General features: G+C 55.5%; 14 protein-coding genes and 1 pseudogene. 10 read left to right on the top strand and 5 right to left on the bottom strand.

The window, feature by feature from the left end; translation table 11 throughout:
• The 10 genes and pseudogenes from RBR60_RS07465 to RBR60_RS07510 form a co-directional block, all read left to right on the top strand.
• Positions 1 to 775, top strand: a pseudogene (locus tag RBR60_RS07465) (type IV pilus secretin PilQ); the annotation flags it as partial.
• Positions 776 to 811: 36 nt separating this feature from the next.
• Complete coding sequence (locus RBR60_RS07470; protein ID WP_320355304.1) at positions 812 to 2359, top strand: ExeA family protein; 1548 nt, start codon at positions 812 to 814, stop codon at positions 2357 to 2359.
• Between the two features lie 9 nt (positions 2360 to 2368).
• Entirely contained in the window at positions 2369 to 4087 is a 1719-nt protein-coding gene (locus RBR60_RS07475; protein ID WP_320355306.1) for a GspE/PulE family protein, read from the top strand.
• A 1-nt stretch (position 4088) separates the two neighbouring features.
• The gene (locus RBR60_RS07480; protein ID WP_320355308.1) at positions 4089 to 5300 is read left to right on the top strand and encodes a type II secretion system F family protein; all 1212 of its coding nucleotides are present in this window, start codon (positions 4089 to 4091) and stop codon (positions 5298 to 5300) included.
• Positions 5300 to 5806, top strand: a complete 507-nt coding sequence (locus RBR60_RS07485) for a type II secretion system protein (RefSeq protein ID WP_320355310.1) — start codon at positions 5300 to 5302, stop codon at positions 5804 to 5806. The genes RBR60_RS07480 and RBR60_RS07485 overlap by 1 nt, the downstream gene beginning before the upstream one ends.
• On the top strand, positions 5803 to 6243 hold the full coding sequence (locus RBR60_RS07490) for a hypothetical protein (RefSeq protein ID WP_320355312.1): 441 nt from the start codon (positions 5803 to 5805) through the stop codon (positions 6241 to 6243). Before RBR60_RS07485 ends, RBR60_RS07490 begins: the two co-directional genes overlap by 4 nt.
• A 15-nt stretch (positions 6244 to 6258) precedes the next feature.
• Entirely contained in the window at positions 6259 to 6981 is a 723-nt protein-coding gene (locus RBR60_RS07495) for a type II secretion system protein (protein ID WP_320355314.1), read from the top strand.
• Positions 6974 to 9412, top strand: a complete 2439-nt coding sequence (locus RBR60_RS07500) for an immune inhibitor A domain-containing protein (protein WP_320355316.1) — start codon at positions 6974 to 6976, stop codon at positions 9410 to 9412. The genes RBR60_RS07495 and RBR60_RS07500 overlap by 8 nt, the downstream gene beginning before the upstream one ends.
• A gap of 39 nt (positions 9413 to 9451) precedes the next feature.
• Positions 9452 to 10378: a hypothetical protein gene (locus RBR60_RS07505; protein ID WP_320355318.1), complete on the top strand. Its 927-nt coding sequence runs from the start codon at positions 9452 to 9454 to the stop codon at positions 10376 to 10378.
• A 30-nt stretch (positions 10379 to 10408) separates the two neighbouring features.
• The gene (locus RBR60_RS07510; protein WP_320355320.1) at positions 10409 to 11665 is read left to right on the top strand and encodes a type IV pilus twitching motility protein PilT; all 1257 of its coding nucleotides are present in this window, start codon (positions 10409 to 10411) and stop codon (positions 11663 to 11665) included.
• Between the two features lie 40 nt (positions 11666 to 11705).
• Here RBR60_RS07510 and RBR60_RS07515 read toward each other — a convergent pair whose 3' ends face one another.
• The 5 genes from RBR60_RS07515 to RBR60_RS07535 form a co-directional block, all read right to left on the bottom strand.
• Positions 11706 to 12578 (bottom strand): hypothetical protein, encoded by an 873-nt coding sequence (locus tag RBR60_RS07515; RefSeq protein ID WP_320355322.1) that lies wholly within the window; start codon positions 12576 to 12578, stop codon positions 11706 to 11708.
• A 257-nt stretch (positions 12579 to 12835) separates the two neighbouring features.
• Positions 12836 to 13552 carry a class I SAM-dependent methyltransferase gene (locus RBR60_RS07520; RefSeq protein ID WP_320355324.1) on the bottom strand — a complete coding sequence of 239 codons (717 nt, stop codon included), beginning with the start codon at positions 13550 to 13552 and terminating at the stop codon, positions 12836 to 12838.
• Complete coding sequence (locus tag RBR60_RS07525; RefSeq protein WP_320355326.1) at positions 13539 to 14786, bottom strand: glycosyltransferase family 4 protein; 1248 nt, start codon at positions 14784 to 14786, stop codon at positions 13539 to 13541. Before RBR60_RS07525 ends, RBR60_RS07520 begins: the two co-directional genes overlap by 14 nt.
• Positions 14787 to 14997: 211 nt before the next feature.
• On the bottom strand, positions 14998 to 15507 hold the full coding sequence (locus RBR60_RS07530) for a hypothetical protein (RefSeq protein WP_320355328.1): 510 nt from the start codon (positions 15505 to 15507) through the stop codon (positions 14998 to 15000).
• Positions 15504 to 16607, bottom strand: a complete 1104-nt coding sequence (locus RBR60_RS07535) for a hypothetical protein (RefSeq protein ID WP_320355330.1) — start codon at positions 16605 to 16607, stop codon at positions 15504 to 15506. Before RBR60_RS07535 ends, RBR60_RS07530 begins: the two co-directional genes overlap by 4 nt.
• Positions 16608 to 16613 lie beyond the last annotated feature (6 nt).

Raw genomic sequence — 16613 nt, forward strand, 5'->3', positions numbered from 1 at the left:
GGCCCACATTGTGGAAGCCACACGGGATACGGCCCGCGAGCTGGGTATCCAGTGGGGCGGGGTGTACAAGGGCGGAGGCAACCACTGGGTGACCGGGGGCAACCAGGCCTTACGTTCCTTTGATCTCACCAACCCGTCTTCGGTGAACCCTTCCACGGGCAATGTGGTGAATTTTCCAGCCGACATCAGTGATGGCGGTTTTTCCTTGGGCTTTATCTCCGAATACCTGGGAAGAAGCATTCTTTCTGTGCAGCTTTCCGCCCTGGAAAAGGAGGGAAAGCTGAACATCCTTTCAAGGCCGTCCATTACCACCCTCAACAACCAGAAGGCGGTGATAGAGTCAGGCAGGGAGGTGCCTTACCAGACCGTGGAAGACGGAGAGGTGAAGGTGGAGTTTAAGAAAGCCGTGGTCCGGCTGGAAGTGCAACCCCATGTCATTGATGGCCGGACCCTGCGTCTTGAGATCAAGACCAGCAAGGACGAGCTGGACTGGAGCAATACGGTCAGCGGAAATCCCATCATCATCAAGAAAGAGGCCCAGACCCAGGTGGTGCTCTTTGACGGGCAGACCACGGTCATTGGCGGGCTGAACAAGGAAAAGGCCAATGAGGGGGTTTCCGGGGTACCCTTTTTAAGAAGCATTCCTGTTCTGGGGCATCTGTTCAGGGGCAGCAGTCGGCTCAATGAAACCGAGGAGCTGCTGATTTTCATCACACCGAGAATTCTGAAAAACGAGGCCACGGCGCAGCCGGATACGGCAAAAACGCCGGGTTAATGCTGTCTGGGCCGCACAGGGCGAGGAAGGGGATTCATGGCGTATTTTCATCTTCTGGAATTGGAGCAGGAACCCTTTTCCAACGCGCCGGATCCGGATTTTTTTTACCTTTCCGGACCCCACAGGGCGTGTTTGCAGCAGATTGAGCTGAGCTTAAGGCTTAAGCGCGGACTCAGCCTTGTCATCGGCGAGGTGGGGGCAGGCAAAACCACCCTCTGCCGCCACCTTTATGCGGCCTTTTCCAGGGATCCCCAGATTCAGATGGTTTTTGTGCCGGATCCTGCATTCCGGAATGTGGAAACCTTTTTAGCCCATGTGGCTGCGGGGCTTGGCATTGGATGCCCTGGGGACGAGGCCGCCCTTCGGGAGGCCATCTGCGCCTTCTTCTTAAAGGAAGCCGGAGAAAAGGGCCGCATTGTGGTGCTGCTGATGGATGAGGCCCAGAAGCTCAAAGCCGAAGTCACGGAAGTGCTGCGGGAGTTTTTAAACTTTGAAACCAACCGTGAGAAACTGGTGCAGATGGTGCTGGTGGGGCAGCCGGAGCTTTTGTCGGAAAACCGGCCTCCGGAAAACTTCATGGACAGGGTTCACCTCTGCCACCACCTGAGGCCCCTGGGGTTTCAGGATACCTGCGCGCTCATTGGTCACCGTTTGCGCATGGCCGGGCGCGAGGACGCAAGGCTTTTCAGTTTTGCAGCCCTTTTGGCCATTTACCGGAAAAGCGGGGGGCATCCGAGAAAAATCATTCACCTCTGTCACCACACCCTGCTTTTGCTCCTTGTGCAGAACCGTAAAAAAGCAGGCTGGCGCATGGTGGGCCAGGCCGCTGACCGCCTGCCCTCCGGCGTCCGGCCTGGTCTGCGGAAAAAGGAAGAGGGGAGCAGGGCTTTTATTTTTCTTCTCAGCCTGAATATCGTTCTGCTTGTGGGGCTGGGCCTCTGGATCTGGGGCGAGGGCGGAAGCAAGGCCGCACCTGTGGCTTCGTCCGCTGCGGCTCCGGCCCTTGCTTCCCTGCTGCCGGAGCGCTTTGCGCTGAGCGTGGCGGTGGAGGAAAAAAAGCCGGAAAATCCCCCCGAAGCTGTACTGAAGCCAAAGGCGCCGACGATTCTCGGTAGCCTGGTGGTGCGGCCCGGTGATGTGGCCACGGCCATGGTCTGGCGAATTTACGGGCTGGCAAACCGGGAGCAGATGGCCTTTGTGGCTGCGGCCAATGCGGATATTCAGGATCTGAACCGCATTCATCCGGGGGAGCGCCTGATCTTTCCGGCAAGGCCCCTGGCCCTGCGGCCCCGGTACCCCACCCTGGTGCTTTCTGAGTCCGGAGATCTGCACTCTGCCTGGAAACGCCTGAAAGCACTGGACCCTGTGCTGCCCGTCCGGATGGTTCCTGTCTGGCGGGAGGATCTGGGGTTGCGTTTTCGTCTGGTTCCCAATGCCTGTTTCCAGGATCCGCAGAGTCTCGAAGAATGGCGGGCGAAGGGAAGCGCTCTCAGGGATGGGGAAGGGGAGCCTTCTGTGCAGCCCTGGGAAGAGGGCCTTATATTCTATGCAGATCCGGAACTGACCTGTGGTCCTGAGAGGTAAGGGCAAACGATGGTGATCAAACGCAAACGTCTGGGCGAGATGCTGGTGGAAGAAAAGCTCATCTCCCCGGAACGTCTGGAAGAAATTCTGGAACCCCAGGGACGCTCCGGTCAGAAACTTGGGGAATATCTGGTGCGGGAAGGGCTGATACGGGAAGAGGACATGATCTCGGTTGTTTCCCGGCAGCTGGGTGTGCGGCGCTACCAGTCGGAGCTTTTTCCCGTGGACAGCAGCCTTGCGGACTATCTGCCCGTGAACCAGGTCATGAAGTACCAGGCCGTGCCCCTGGTGCGCAAGGGCTCGGTGCTGGTGATGGCCCTGCGGGATCCCACGGATATCTATGTGCTGGATGCCCTGGAAGTGTTCACCAACCTTGAAGTTGAGGCGGTGATCTGCACGGAGCAGGAGTTCAACCAGCTTGTGGCTGCGGTGTATGGCGCGAGTTCCGGGCTTGTGGGCGCTCTGGAGGAAATCCGGGAAAAGGTTGAGGCCGAAGACGCGGACAGCGGCATTGAAACTGCCCCTGTGACAAGGGATCTGGATGTCACCTCCCTTCAGGCCATGGCTGCGGATGCGCCCGTGGTGAAGCTTGTGAACACCCTTTTGTCCCAGGCTGTGCGGGAAAGGGCCAGTGACGTGCACATCAGCCCTGAAAAGGATCATGTGCAGGTGCGCTTTCGTGTGGATGGCAAGCTTTTTGAGGTGCCAGCCCCTCCCCAGCGGCTTTTTCTGCCCATGGTTTCCCGCATCAAGGTACTGGCCGGGCTGGATATTGCGGTTTCCCGTATTCCCCAGGACGGTCGCTTCACCATCCGCATGGGGCAGAAGGAAATCAATATCCGTGTTTCCACCCTGCCCACCATTTACGGTGAAAATATTGTCATGCGCATCCTGGACACCTCCGCCGGGGTGCAGTCTCTGGAAAACCTTGGCATGGACCCCCGCACCCAGGAAGCCATTCGTGGCGTCATCCGGAAACCCTATGGCATGATTCTCGCCGCAGGCCCCACGGGCAGTGGTAAAAGCACGAGCCTTTATGCCATGCTCAAGGAGATCAACCGACCGGATATCAACATTGTGACCCTGGAGGATCCTGTGGAGTTCCGTGTGGACAAGATCCGCCAGGTGCAGTTGAACAGAAAGGCGGGAATGACCTTTGCGAGCGGTCTTCGGTCTATCCTGCGTCAGGACCCGGATGTGGTCATGGTGGGCGAGATCCGGGACAGCGAAACCGCTTCCATTGCGGTGCAGGCCGGGCTTACGGGGCACAGGGTTTTCAGCACCGTGCATACCAACGACGCCGCAGGCGCCATCACGCGTTTTCTGGATATGGGAGTGGAGCCCTTTCTGGTGTCTTCGGTGATGCTGGCCACCATTGCCCAGCGTCTGGTGCGCCGCATCTGCCCGTACTGCGCGGAATTCTATCAGCCTGCGGCGGCTGTGCTGGAAAACTGGGGACTTCAGGATCATAAAGGCGGAACCTTCATGCGGGGTAAGGGCTGCCCCAACTGCATGCACACGGGGTATCTGGGCCGCGTGGGGATTTATGAGCTTCTCATCAATGATGAGGGCGTGCAGGAAATGATTCTGGAGAACCGTTCGGCCAAGGAAATCAGCAGAACCCTTCAGGAGGCGGGAAAGCTGAAAACCCTGAAGGAAGACGCGGTGGATAAGATTCTGGCGGGAAAGACCACCTTTGAGGAGGCCGCATCTGCGGTGATGGTGTGAAATGGCGCGGTACGCGTATAAGGCCCTTGATGAATCGGGCAGGAAACAGAAGGGAACCCTGGAGGCGGAAAGCCTTGAGGGCGCAGAGCGCATGCTCCTTGAAAGGGATCTGGTGCCCATGGAGGTCAAGGCTCTGACCGCTGCGGCGGGCAGGGGGGTGGGGCTGGGGCGTTTTGCGAGTGTGAAAGCCGAAGAGCTGATTCTGTTCACCAAGCAGTTTCGTACCCTGCTCCGGGCCGGGGTGGGCATTCTCCGGATTCTGGAAGTGCTGGAAAAACAGACGGAAAACACGAAACTGCGGTCTGTCCTTGCCGCCATGGGGCGGGACATCCGTGACGGAGCCGGTCTTTTTGAGGCCTTTCACAACCATCCGTCCGTGTTTTCTCCCCTTTACTGCAACATGATCCGTGCAGGGGAACAGAGCGGAAGTCTTCCTCAGGTGCTGGAGCGTCTCACCTATATCATTGAGCATGAACACAAGGTAAGATCCGACATCAAAAGCGCTTTGCAGTATCCCATCATTGTAAGTCTTTTTCTGGTGGTGGCTTTTTTTGTTCTTCTGACCTTTGTGATTCCGAAATTTGTCTCCATATTTGACAAGGTGGGAATTGACCTGCCCCTGCCCACAAAGATCGCCCTGAACCTCTATGCCTTTCTGGAGAATTTCTGGGTGCTTCTGCTTTTCGGGCTTGTGGGAGGCATTCTGGCTCTGGTTCTCTGGTTCCGCACACCCACGGGGCGTCTTCTGCGGGATCGCTTTCTTCTGGCCCTGCCCCTTTTCGGCAAGCTCTTTGCCAAGGCCGCCATGTCCCGTTTTGCCAGCATCTTTTCCATCCTTCAGGCCAGCGGCATTCCTGTGCTGGATACCTTAAAGATTCTCTCCGGTGCCATTGGCAATGCAGCCGTGGCCTACGAATTTGATCAGATCGGGGAAAAGCTCAGCGAGGGCAAGGGCATTGCCGGCCCCCTGAGCGAGGCCCGGTACTTTACACCCATGGTGGTGAATATGGTGGCCATTGGCGAGGAGTCCGGTAACCTCGAGGAAATGATGCAGGAGGTGGCCGTGCACTACGATGATGAGGTGGGCTATGCCACCAAAAGGCTTTCCGACGCCGTAGGGCCTCTGCTGACGGTGGGCCTTGCTGTGGTGGTGGGTTTTTTCGCGGCCGCCATTTTCCTGCCCATGTGGGACCTCACACAGATGGTGAAATGATGGAAAATACAAATATAAAAGGGGTCAGACCCCTTTTTAAAAAGAATAAAAAGGGGTCTGACCCCTTTTGTGGCCCCTTTTATGAAGGCGGCTTCACCATGATCGAGATCATTGCCGTGCTGGTGATTCTCGGGATACTGGCGGCGGTGGTGCTTCCCCGTCTCCAGGGTTCGGGGGAAAGGGAAGTGATCCAGCAGTATCATGAGGTGCGGAGCCGGTTGCGGTATGCCCAGTCAAGAGCCATGGCTGCGGGGGGAGGCTGGGGAGTTACCTTTTCAGGGAATGCCTACTGGATGCAGAACCCAGCCGGTACAAAAGTACCTTTTCCTGGCCTTTCTGAAGACAGTGTATCCGTTGCCCATGGTTTTGGTGCGGAACAGGTGGTGCGTTTCAGTGACAGGGGGATTCCTGTGGATGGCAGTGACAATGCCCTGGGGGCGGATCAGACCATTTCCATGGGAGGAAAAAGTCTCACCATCAATCGGATCACAGGGGCCATACAATGAAAAGAGAAGAAAGCGGTATCACCCTGCTTGAAATCATTGTCTGCCTTCTCATTGCAGCCATTGTGGGAACCCTTCTGGTGCAGATTACGGGACGGCCGCTTTTCATCAGTGCAGAGAATGTGGGAGCCGTGCAGTCAGGCAGCCATCTTTCTCAGGTAATGGAAACCATCACCTCGGATTACCGAAGACGTGCTGTCAACAATCTCGGCAATGAGTCTGCAAATTTTCTTTTGGATCTGAAAACGGCCATCGAAGCCAATGCAGGAAAAGAGGACTCCATTTACGGAGCTTATGATTATGCGGCAACCCGTTACTATGAAGTTGAAAGGAGCGGGGGCGATTTTGCGCTGAAAGAAACCAGCAGTACAGATGCCCGTATTCTGGAAGTGACCATCGGTTTCAGAGGCCAGCGCCTGACCACGCTTTTTACCCGATAACTCTGGAGGATAGCCATGCCGTTTTTCTCACGAAAAGGCCTTTGGCAGTATATGGGGCGGAGCAGGCAGGGCTTTACCCTGATTGAAGTGGTGGTTTCCCTTGTACTGCTGGGGATTCTGACCGCCGTGGCGGGCATGGGCATTGTAAGTGGTGTGCGGGCCTATTTGAGTGTGGAGGAAAACACGGAGATTGCCCAGAAAGCCCAGTTCGCTCTGATACGGATGTCAAGGGAGCTGATGGAGCTGACGGCGGTTTCAGCGGCGGAAGCCTCGCGGGTAGTGTTTACCAATCCTTCAGGGACATTCACCCTGGGATTTCATGATGGTGCTGTTCGCCTTGCCCAGGGAAGTGTGACGCTGGATACGGCAAGCCCTGTTCTTACGGATGGGGTTGCCGGGCTTGTTTTAACGTATGGAACCGTGGATGGGGATGGCAATCAGGGGGCGTGGACTCAGGGGAACAGTATTGAAGATCTGATTTACATGGATCTGCGTCTCGACATGGCGCGTTCGGGCAGTGCAGCCATCCGCTTTCCCACCCGCGTTCATATGCGCAACACCCGGAACTACGGCGGTGCGCCGCCGCCGACTTCAACACCTACGGTGAGTTATTGTTTTATCACAAGCCTTGGGCAGCAAAAGATGGACGGATGGGCTCTTTTCATTCCGGCTGCTGTGGGAGCCAGTGTCTGGGGCTGGCTTGGGCTTCTGTTGATAAGGAGGTCTCGGAATGGATAGCAAGGGCAGTATTCTGATCGGACTGATTGTTACCCTCACCCTTCTGGCTTCCCTCAGTGCAGGGGTTCTGGTTCTGACCAACTCTTCCACGTTTACGCCGGTTTCAGGTCAGGGTGCCCGTCAGGCCTACTACCTGGCTGAGGCAGGTTACCGTTTCGGGGCCATGATGTATCTTTCCCAGACAACGGAAGCCGCCAAGGATGCGATTCTGAATGATCTTCATGGAAAAACCCTTGCCATGGGCAGTACGGGTTCCTTTACCCTATCCCTGTCATCCTATTTTTTCCGTACGGCTTCTGCTGCCTCCGCAAATTCCAGATCCCTTTCCGTCCGTACCTATGGGGCATGGCCTGCGGATCTTGTTCTGCCTACAAATGGCCGTGTTCAGGTGGTATCCAATGACGGCAGCGAGGTTTATGGTCTTTTTAATTATACGGCAGTCACTGAAAGTGCAGGTACCCGCATTCTGACCTTGCAGGGAAACCACCCGGACATCCCCCAGGGGATCAATGTGTTTCCTGTCGTTACGCTGGCGACGGAGCAGACCTTGCAGGAGGGCGGCACTCTTGTCTTGTCGTCGGGCATGGGGGCCTATTTCTCCCAGAGGAATGGCTTGTTGATCGCTGCTGGCCGCACTATAGGCTATACGCAAAAAAACGGGGACACTCTGACAGGACTCAGAGATCCCTATAAATCTTCGGATCCTAATTATGTTTCTCCCTTTGGGCAGGTTCTTCCTTCAGGAAGCGATATTATTCCCGGAAAATTCATTTTTTATGAGAGTACGGGCTTTATGGGTGACGGTGCATTTGCCGCACGCCGTACGGTGCGTTACCATGTACCCATTGGCTATCTTTCTTCCCTGACCCAGGGACAGCATGTGAAATGGCATGATCGCATGAATACCCCGGAAAACTGGCTTACTCCCAGTACCGCTTCTTCATCAGGTCTGGGAAACTGGCTGACGGCTGTTATGGGAGATGCGGTGACGGGTTTCAGTTTTGCCAGTGAAGGAGGGGATCAGGCCATGCGCATGGGATCTGCTTCCAGTTCACGCCTTTATAATCTGGCCTATGCATCCATCAATCCTGGCAGTACAGCGGGAGGTGTCCCCAATCTTGCCTGGAGCTGGTGGTACAATGATAAAAAACTGAATTATGACGCACAGGTGAAGCTGAAGATTACGGACGGAGCACCTTATTATGCTTCCGGGATTTCTTTCCGTGCGGATAAGGATGGGAACAGTTATGGAATGTCTTTGCTTCAGGGGCGGCGGGGAAGTAGCTGGTGGTGGGGGGATGTGGATGGGATTCCGGATGGACTGACCCCAGTGAGCAATCGGCCCCTCCTTGTTTTATGGAAGCAGGTGAGAAATGGATCAACCCTGAACTGGCAGTGGCTGGCGTATAAGGCGTTGACCCCTGATATTACGGGGTCTCTTTTCTTTGACGATGCAGAAGACGAGGATACCTTTACTCAGGACTGGTCACTTTCTGGCAGTGGTAAAAGCTGGGGGAGGGTTCCCGTAGCCTATGAGGGGGGGGAGCCCACAGATTATGCTTATACGGACAGCCCGTCGGGTAATTACAATAATAATAGCGATACACGGTTAACATCAAGAGTATTAGATCTTTCTGGTGTGTCGAGTGCAACGCTTCAGTTTCGACAATGGTACGATATTGAGCCAAGACATTGGCTGTGGGGTACATGGTATGATTGGGGAGCCGTTGAGATTTCTACGAATGGAGGGAGTAGCTGGACTCGTATCGCTCGCTTTGCCGGGAGCAGTGGTGGCTGGGTGAATGCCACTTATGATTTATCCGCCCATCTGCCCAGTTCCAATTTCAGGATTCGTTTTCGTCTTCAATCCGATGGCTCGGTTGTAAGGGATGGCTGGTATATTGATGACATCAGCATCATTCAACCCGCAGAATGGCAGACCCTTCTCGTCCGCGTGGAGGAAAAGAAAGATCCGGAGGATGCAACGAGGCTCGTGAATGACATTCAGCTTATGATTGCCAGCCAGTCGGGAAAGGGAACGGCATCTTCCAGTTTTACGGACATGGAACGTCTTCCCCATCCCAGGGGAACCCAGAAGTGGCCTCCCATTAACCTTGCAGACACCACGGCTGAAACAGATTATTTTACCCTCATGGTCTGGGATCAGACCAACCTGATAGGAACGCTGGGAAGTACTGCGCGACTTGCCGGAACAGGGGCGTATGCAGGCACCATTATCCGGGACCGGGATGAGCGGTTTTTGTCCAGTACCTATACCTCCCCCAAAAATTTTGCGGAAAACAGGCCGGAACTGGGGCTTCATGCCTGGGGTCTGAATTCAAGCAGTACCTGGTTTGATGATTTTGGCATCCAGCTTGGCTCCGGGGTTGCCGGAGGTCAGGCAGGCTTTCTTCCTCCGATACAGGAGTGAAATTTTTATCGGAACTGCCATGCAAACAAGGAGGATGCCATGATATCCCATGACCACAATTTCAAAAATGTAGTTCTGGATTTTCCTGTGGAATCCTTGAGCTGGTTTCTTCCGGAAGCCCTGGAGTGTATGGGAAAACTTGAGAATTTTGAGTTTATCCGTCAGGAGCCGGGAAAACGAAAGCTTCAGGACGGACACCTGGCCCTGGATATGCCCATTCTGTTCCGTTTCGAGAAGGGCGATCTGATCCTCTGGCTCCTGGAATTTCAGGAGGATAAGGCGCGGTTTTCCATCCACAGGCTTCTGCATTACACCGCAGATTATATGGAAAGCTACCCGAAGGCCCGTATCATCCCTACGGTTCTCTTCACAGACCGCAGGAAATGGCGAAAGGATGTGGATCGCTTCCTTGAAAGCCGTCTTGGGAGCCGCACTTTTGTCCATTTTGAGTACCAGATGATCCGTCTTTTTGACTATCAGGCAAGGGATTATTATAATTATGAGAACCCTGTGGCAAAGATCTTTCTTCCCAAGATGAGCTACGCACCGGAAGAGAGGGGAATGGTGATACGCAGGGCCTGGCAGGGGCTTTATGAGCTGGTTTCCGCATCTCTTTTTGATAAATACGTTGATTTTATCGACATCTATGCGGCTGTGCAGGAAGAGGAGCGGGAAGCCCTTTTACGGGAAATCACAGAGCAGGAGGAAACCCATATGCTGGCAGAATACATCCGGGAAAAAGGCCGTACGGAAGGCATGGCTCAAGGTATGGCGCAGGGCCGGACCCAGGGCATGACGGAGGGCATCTGCAAGGAGAAGTTTCAGACCATCCTGAATCTCAGGAAATTCAACATGCAGCCCGCAGATATTGCCCAGATCACCCGTCTGACTCCGGAAAAGGTGGAGGCCGTCCTTGCTGCGGGGGATGGGGGACTTGACCTGCTGATCAGAGAAAAAGGGGTCTGACCCCTTTTTGTGCTTTTTGAAAGTGACGGTATGGAAAATTTTGAAACCCTCATCCGGACGGCCATGCAGTCCGGATACTCGGATCTGCATCTCACAGGGGCCCATCCCCTGGTTTTTCGAAAAGAAGGGGCCATTGGTTTTCAGCCTGAAATCCGCTTTTCACCCCAGTATCTTGACGATCTTGCGAACAAACTGCTGACGCCCAGGGAAAAGGGCATGCTCCAGACCCGCCTTTCCGTGGATCTTGCCCGATCCATGCAGGGTGTGCGGGTGCGGATTCATGTTTTTTCCACATCCAGGGGCCTGAGTTTTTCCGTGAGGCTCTTGCCCGGCCATCCTCCTACCCTGAATCAGCTCAATCTCCACCCCCTCATCCGGGAGGCCTGCCGCCTGCCCAAGGGCCTGGTTCTGATCTGCGGGTCCACGGGATCGGGAAAATCCACCACCATTGCGGCCATGGTGGATGAGATCAACCATACCCGGAGTGAGCACATCATTACCCTGGAAGACCCCATTGAATACCGGTTTTCTTCGGCGAAATCCTATGTGGAGCAAAGGGAGCTGGGCGCTCACATGCCCTCCTTTGATCAGGGGCTCCGGGATGTGCTTCGTCAGGATCCGGATGTGATTGTGGTGGGCGAACTCCGGGAGCCGGAAACCATTCGCCTGACCTTAAACGCTGTGGAGTCCGGACATCTGGTCATCGCAAGCCTGCACGCCACCCATTCCGAGGATGCCCTGTATCGGATCTGCAATTCCTTTCAGCCGGAAATCCAGGATCTTGTGAGAAACCAGCTGGCCTCTACCCTGGCCCTTCTGGTGGTGCAGCATCTGGAAAGGGATCTGGCAGCCGGGTTCCGGGTGCCTGTGCTCTCCCTTCTTCGGGGAAGTTCTGGCGTGAAGGGGCTGATCCGGGAAAATCGTTTTTCCCAGATTGAAAGTGCCATTCAGATGGGCAAGGAAGCGGGGATGATGACCCAGGAGCAGTACCGCAGGGAGTATCTCCGTCAGCAGAAAAATCTGACGCCACCCCATCGTATTTTCCGGCCGTCACCGGAGGAGGTGAGGGAACCATCCCACACCTCAGCCCTGCTCGTTGAGGGTCCGGCAAAGCAAAGGGGGGCCTCCTGGCCTTCTTCCCATGGAGGGGCTGGGGTTCCGTCCTCCTCCCGGCCTGGGACGGAAGCGGAATCCCTGACAGCCAAAAGGCTTTCGGGCATGGGCGGGGGGGCTTATGAGATTGAGGAGGAGGATCTGACCATGTCGGATCTTCTGAAGGATCTGTGAGAAAGGGAGGGGCTTAAATGGTTATAAAGCCCCTTATTTTTCAGAAGCCGTAGCTTAAGGAAATGTTGAGTTCCTGGATGTTGCCGTTGAAGGGAATGTCGCTCCGCGTGCGGTCTCCGGAGGGAAGAGCCTGGGACAATTCGCCCTTTTCCGCCATCCACTGCTGCCAGCTGTACAGAATGCCCGCACTCCAGGAGCTGCTCAGCTGCTGGCGAAGCCCCAGCCTGAAAATCCGGCCTTCCCCTTCACTTCTGTGAATGGCGCTTTCGGAAAGATCGCCCCATTCAGGATTTTTTTCCGCAAATTTTGCGGTGTGGAAAAGCAGGGAGGATTCCACGGAAAGATCGGGATGGGGTTGGGCCCGGAGATCCAGACCGAACCACCAGCTGTTCCACTCCGAAAGCCCTGTTTCCCTCCGGATGCTGTCCTGATCCGGGGACAGGGTGACGGAGGTTTTGGGATCAATGGATTTTCCGTGATAGGAAAGCCCCATCATGGGGATCAGAGAGAGGCGCTGGTTCAGGAGATTCCACTGATACCCCACCCCTGCGGCCATGTGTGTGGCTTCTGTGGCGCTGGCGTTGTAATGACCGGAGAGGGGATCCATATCCTTCAGGCTTCTTTCCTGCTGGATGGAGGATTTGAAATGCAGACGGTCCACGGACATGCGCAGATCCATGCCCTGGAGAGCGCCAGGGTTTTCTGTGCCTAAGAGCATGGCATGGTCGGCATGGCTCCAGTGGGGGGTAAGAAGGGCGGGCTGATCCTGGGTATGGGCATGAAGCTGTAAGGAAAAGGTTGGTGCTTCGGAAACTTTGTTTCCGGCATCCGCCCAGGCAAGCGTCCCGGCCGCCATGCTCAGCAAGAGCAGCAGAAGGGTATGTATGAGATGGCCTGTAACAGATGTTTTCATAGGACTTCTCCCCGAAAGACAATACCCCACATGGGGCCTGATGATGTCGGAGCAATACCGCCAGGGTTGCATCCCTGGGCATGGGAATTTCAGCATCTTAAAAATATGTAAGGAAGGAAAGCCTGCGCCACGGATGATGCGCGGGGCTTTGCCCCTTCCCCCCGCGTGAAACCGTACAATATCATTTCTGTTTTTCCGATGCAATCCGGACGAAAAAAATATTCTTTCAGTCCAAGGCCCGTCTGGGAGAGGGGCTTTCAGTCCAGGGGTTTTTTGAAGTAAAGCACAAGGCTTTTTCCCATGAACGGGTTACAGAGGGCATCGAGAAAACGGGTGAGTCTCGGCTTTTCCATGATATCCCAGACAAGAAAGCGATGGTAGAGCTGCACCAGGGGGTGCTTATCCCGGGTGGGGCCGACCAGGCATTTGAGCCACCAGAAGGGGCTGTGGAGACTGTGGGCGTAATGGCTGCCCTGGTATTCCAGCCCGCTGGCGACCAGCATGCGAATAAGCGCTTTTTTTCTGTAAATCCGGATATGCCCCTGGTTGGCGTGGCTGTAGTCTTTGGCCAGCCACCAGCAGATTTTTTCCGGCCAGAACCGGGGCACGCTCACCACCACATCCGCACCGGGTTTTGCCACCCGGATCAGCTCCTTTGCCGCAGCCTTGTCATGGGGAATGTGCTCCATGACTTCTGAACAGATCACCGCATCAAAGGCCTGATCCTTAAAAGGCAGGCGGGTGATGTCCGCTGTGGTGAGTCCCCAGGAGCCGCCGCCGTGCCAGCCCATGAGATCGTGGTTGCAGAGACGCTCCTTTGCCAAAAGGAGATCGGTGTGGCAGAGATCTGCGCCGATGGCCGTGACTTTTTCAAGTCCATAGGCGGCTGCGGTATGACGGCCGGGACCGCTGCCGATGTCCAGAACCTTAAAGCCGGGCTGGATGTGCATGCGCTGAAAATCAACGGTAATCACGGATGACCTCCCTGTAGGTTTCTACGGTTTTTTCCGCAGCCTTTTTCCATGTGAAATGCTGATGAACCCGGGCATAGCCCGCAGCTCCCAGCTGTTCCCGCTTTGCAGGATTGTCGAGAAGGGTGCGGATGGCGTCCGCCAGGGCCTGGGCATTGCCCGGCGGCACGAGAAGGGCCGCGTCTCCCGCCACTTCCGGAAGTGCGCCGCCTGTGGTGGAAATCACAGGCGTGGCTGTGGCCATGGCCTCGCCCACGGGCAGGCCGAAGCCCTCATACAGGGAAGGCACAACGGCAATGGACGCCCTGGCGTATTCCCGGACAAACTGTTCGTGGCTGATGCGTCCTGTGAAGTCAATGAGATGGGAGATTTCAAGCTTTCGGATGAGCTTTTCAATGCCTCCGTTTTCTTTGGCTTTGCCGATGACAGTGAGGCGGACAGGATGGGTCCTGGAAACCTTATGCAGGGCCTGAAGAAGGTGGTAAAGGCCTTTTAAGGGCATATCCGCGCTGTTGGTGACGATAAGGCGTCCCGGTTCCCGCGGAATCTGGGGCATGGGGTAGAACAGTTCCGTGCTGATGCCGTTGGGCACCACGGAAAACCGGGAAGCGGGGATGGCGTATTCCCTGGCTATGTCCTGCTTTGAAAATTCACTCACCGTAATGATTCTGGGAAGTCTGCGGCTGACCCGTTTCTGCATGCCGATGAAGGAGTACCAGCGCAGATGCTTGAATTTTTTCCAGGGCGAGCGGACACTGCGTATGGCGAGTTTCCGATCCACGGTCATGGGGTGGTGAATGGTGGCCACCGTGGGAATTCGGGCGCTGAGTTTGCCGATGCCATAGGAAAGACTCTGGTTGTCATGGAGGATGTCGTAGTCCTGCAACCTCTCTTTCAGATGGCGGACTGCCCGGAATCCGAAGGTGAAGGGCTCAGGGTATCCCATGGTGGAGACACTGAGCCACTCCATGAGGTTCACCGGATCCCGGAGTTCCTGAAGGCTGGGGGTCCGGAAAAGGGCTTGGGGGTTGTAGAGATCCAGAGTTTCCACGGGAATGAGGCGGGGGCCGCCTTCCAGCAGGGGATCCGGGGGACCGGCCAGTACGTCTACCTGATGTCCCAGTTCACAGAGGGCTTTGGCAAGGTTTCTGATATAAACGCCCTGGCCGCCGGAGTGGGGGTTGCTCCGGTAGCTGATCATGCAGATGCGTAAGGGCTGGCCCTGATTTTCTGGCATTCTGACTCCGATGGCTTCCGTGTAACAATGAAAAAATCCGGGAGCATAACCTTTTTTGGCATGCCCCCGGTCACCGGTCTGTTCCGATGATAAAAGAGTCCCTTATGTCCTCAGGGCTTGTTTCGTCAAGGTTTTTTACCATGAAAAAAGGCGGGAGGCGCGCAGTCTGGGGTTTTTTTTGTATGCAAAGGAACCCCTTTTTCGTTTTCTTTTATTTTTTTCCAACCCCCCCGCTTAAGGTGTAGCCCGTCAGGTAGAGAAAACGGATTTCTGATTGGAGATAGCGGTTGAGGATGCTGTCTGTGAGGGCCAGAACCCGTGTTTCGTTTCCTTCCAGATCCTCTCGGGTATAAGCGGAAAGGGCGATGGTGAGGGCGTGGTGGATGCGCTCGGACTTCTGCCGGATTTCCGTGATCCCGCTGGAATCCGCAAAACGGAAGGTCAGTTCCAGGCCGAAAAAGCTCTGATCCACAAGGGTTGTGGCAAAGCGGAAGGTGTAAGAGGCCATGTGGGCTGTTTCTTCAATGGGCGGCTGAGATCCGGGTTCAAAGAACATGCGCCGCTGGCGCTGGGCCTCCCAGGAGCCCCTGCGGGCCTCATAGATTTTTCCCAGGCCGGAGAAGGTATGTTTCTGGTCATAATAGGGCTTGTACAGAGCCAGCCCGATGATGAGAATGAGGACCAGAACGACGCCAAGGGTGATGACAAGGGGTTTTTTCATGGCAGCTCTCCATCGGGTGGACCCAGGTAGGTGGCTTCAAAGGCAATGCAAAGGAGGTTGCCCCTGTCCATTTCAGCGGGCAGATCAATGCCCCAGGAGATGAGAACTTCCCGGGCATTGAGGGCTTCAATGGCTGCGTAAATCCTCTGGGCTTCAGGAAAGGCCGGTGCATGGGGATCCTGGGGATCTACGGCCACATAATTGTTCAGTCGGGTGTAATCCAGGATAAACACGGCTTCCCATCGCCAGTGCCTTGCATCTCCGGAAGCCCGGATTTTTTCAAACATCGTGAAGGTGTCCAGAATGCCGCCTGTGCCGTCTTCCGTAAAACGGGCGCGGTATCCTGCGGTTTCATTGACAGAAGGCAGCTGATCCACACCAAGAATCAGCCCTTCTCTGGGGTGAAAATGGGCCAGAAGATGGAAGGGATTGGCAGCGGGAATGCCCGGACGGCCTATACGTCCCTTTTCTATCAGTATATATTCACCATTTTCAAGCCTGAACTCCGGCGTTCCGAGAAAATATTCCCCAACCCTGAGTTCCCTGGGATAGGTGAAGGGATCTTCTCCGGGAGCTTCCACAGCCGCAATATAGACACTGAAATGACGGCTTTCAAAGGAAACGGTTTTATTTTCCCTGTCTCGTTTTTTGACGGGCATGGGGGTCCATTGACGCGCAACGGGATCATAATAACGGACGCCAACCTGATAATCCGGAACCAGGGTTCCATTGGCAAAGCGGCTGAGATAGGGCAGGGTGAGCAGGGCCGGTGGGGTGAAAAGGAGGCCATCCGGGCCGAAATCCACAGCCGGGCCCGCAGCCCGCAGGGGCGTGGGCAGGGGGGCTGGCATGGCGATGTCCCGGATACGGATGGTGGTGGGCGAAGAAAGCTGATTTTCAGGAATGGATACGGCGGCCCTGAAAACCGGGTTGTCGGGATCCGTCACCTGAAGCACGCCGCCCCGGCTGTCCATGGACAGGGCTGCGGCGTAGGATCCGGGCTCCGGGGTTGGGGGAGAAGCCTTCTGTGAAGTCGCATTTTCCGTACAGGCATAAAGAAAAAAACAGAGGCATAAGCACAGTATGTTCAAAGGTTTCATGGCTTT

Source organism: Desulfobotulus sp. (assembly GCF_034006065.1).
Classification (GTDB): Bacteria; Desulfobacterota; Desulfobacteria; order Desulfobacterales; family ASO4-4; genus Desulfobotulus.

Coding starts and splice junctions, on each gene's coding strand:
- RBR60_RS07470 (WP_320355304.1), top strand. CDS start 812: ATGGCGTATTTTCATCTTCTGGAATTGGAGCAGGAACCCTTTTCCAAC.
- RBR60_RS07475 (WP_320355306.1), top strand. CDS start 2,369: ATGGTGATCAAACGCAAACGTCTGGGCGAGATGCTGGTGGAAGAAAAG.
- RBR60_RS07480 (WP_320355308.1), top strand. CDS start 4,089: ATGGCGCGGTACGCGTATAAGGCCCTTGATGAATCGGGCAGGAAACAG.
- RBR60_RS07485 (WP_320355310.1), top strand. CDS start 5,300: ATGGAAAATACAAATATAAAAGGGGTCAGACCCCTTTTTAAAAAGAAT.
- RBR60_RS07490 (WP_320355312.1), top strand. CDS start 5,803: ATGAAAAGAGAAGAAAGCGGTATCACCCTGCTTGAAATCATTGTCTGC.
- RBR60_RS07495 (WP_320355314.1), top strand. CDS start 6,259: ATGCCGTTTTTCTCACGAAAAGGCCTTTGGCAGTATATGGGGCGGAGC.
- RBR60_RS07500 (WP_320355316.1), top strand. CDS start 6,974: ATGGATAGCAAGGGCAGTATTCTGATCGGACTGATTGTTACCCTCACC.
- RBR60_RS07505 (WP_320355318.1), top strand. CDS start 9,452: ATGATATCCCATGACCACAATTTCAAAAATGTAGTTCTGGATTTTCCT.
- RBR60_RS07510 (WP_320355320.1), top strand. CDS start 10,409: ATGGAAAATTTTGAAACCCTCATCCGGACGGCCATGCAGTCCGGATAC.
- RBR60_RS07515 (WP_320355322.1), bottom strand. CDS start 12,578: ATGAAAACATCTGTTACAGGCCATCTCATACATACCCTTCTGCTGCTC.
- RBR60_RS07525 (WP_320355326.1), bottom strand. CDS start 14,786: ATGCCAGAAAATCAGGGCCAGCCCTTACGCATCTGCATGATCAGCTAC.
- RBR60_RS07530 (WP_320355328.1), bottom strand. CDS start 15,507: ATGAAAAAACCCCTTGTCATCACCCTTGGCGTCGTTCTGGTCCTCATT.
- RBR60_RS07535 (WP_320355330.1), bottom strand. CDS start 16,607: ATGAAACCTTTGAACATACTGTGCTTATGCCTCTGTTTTTTTCTTTAT.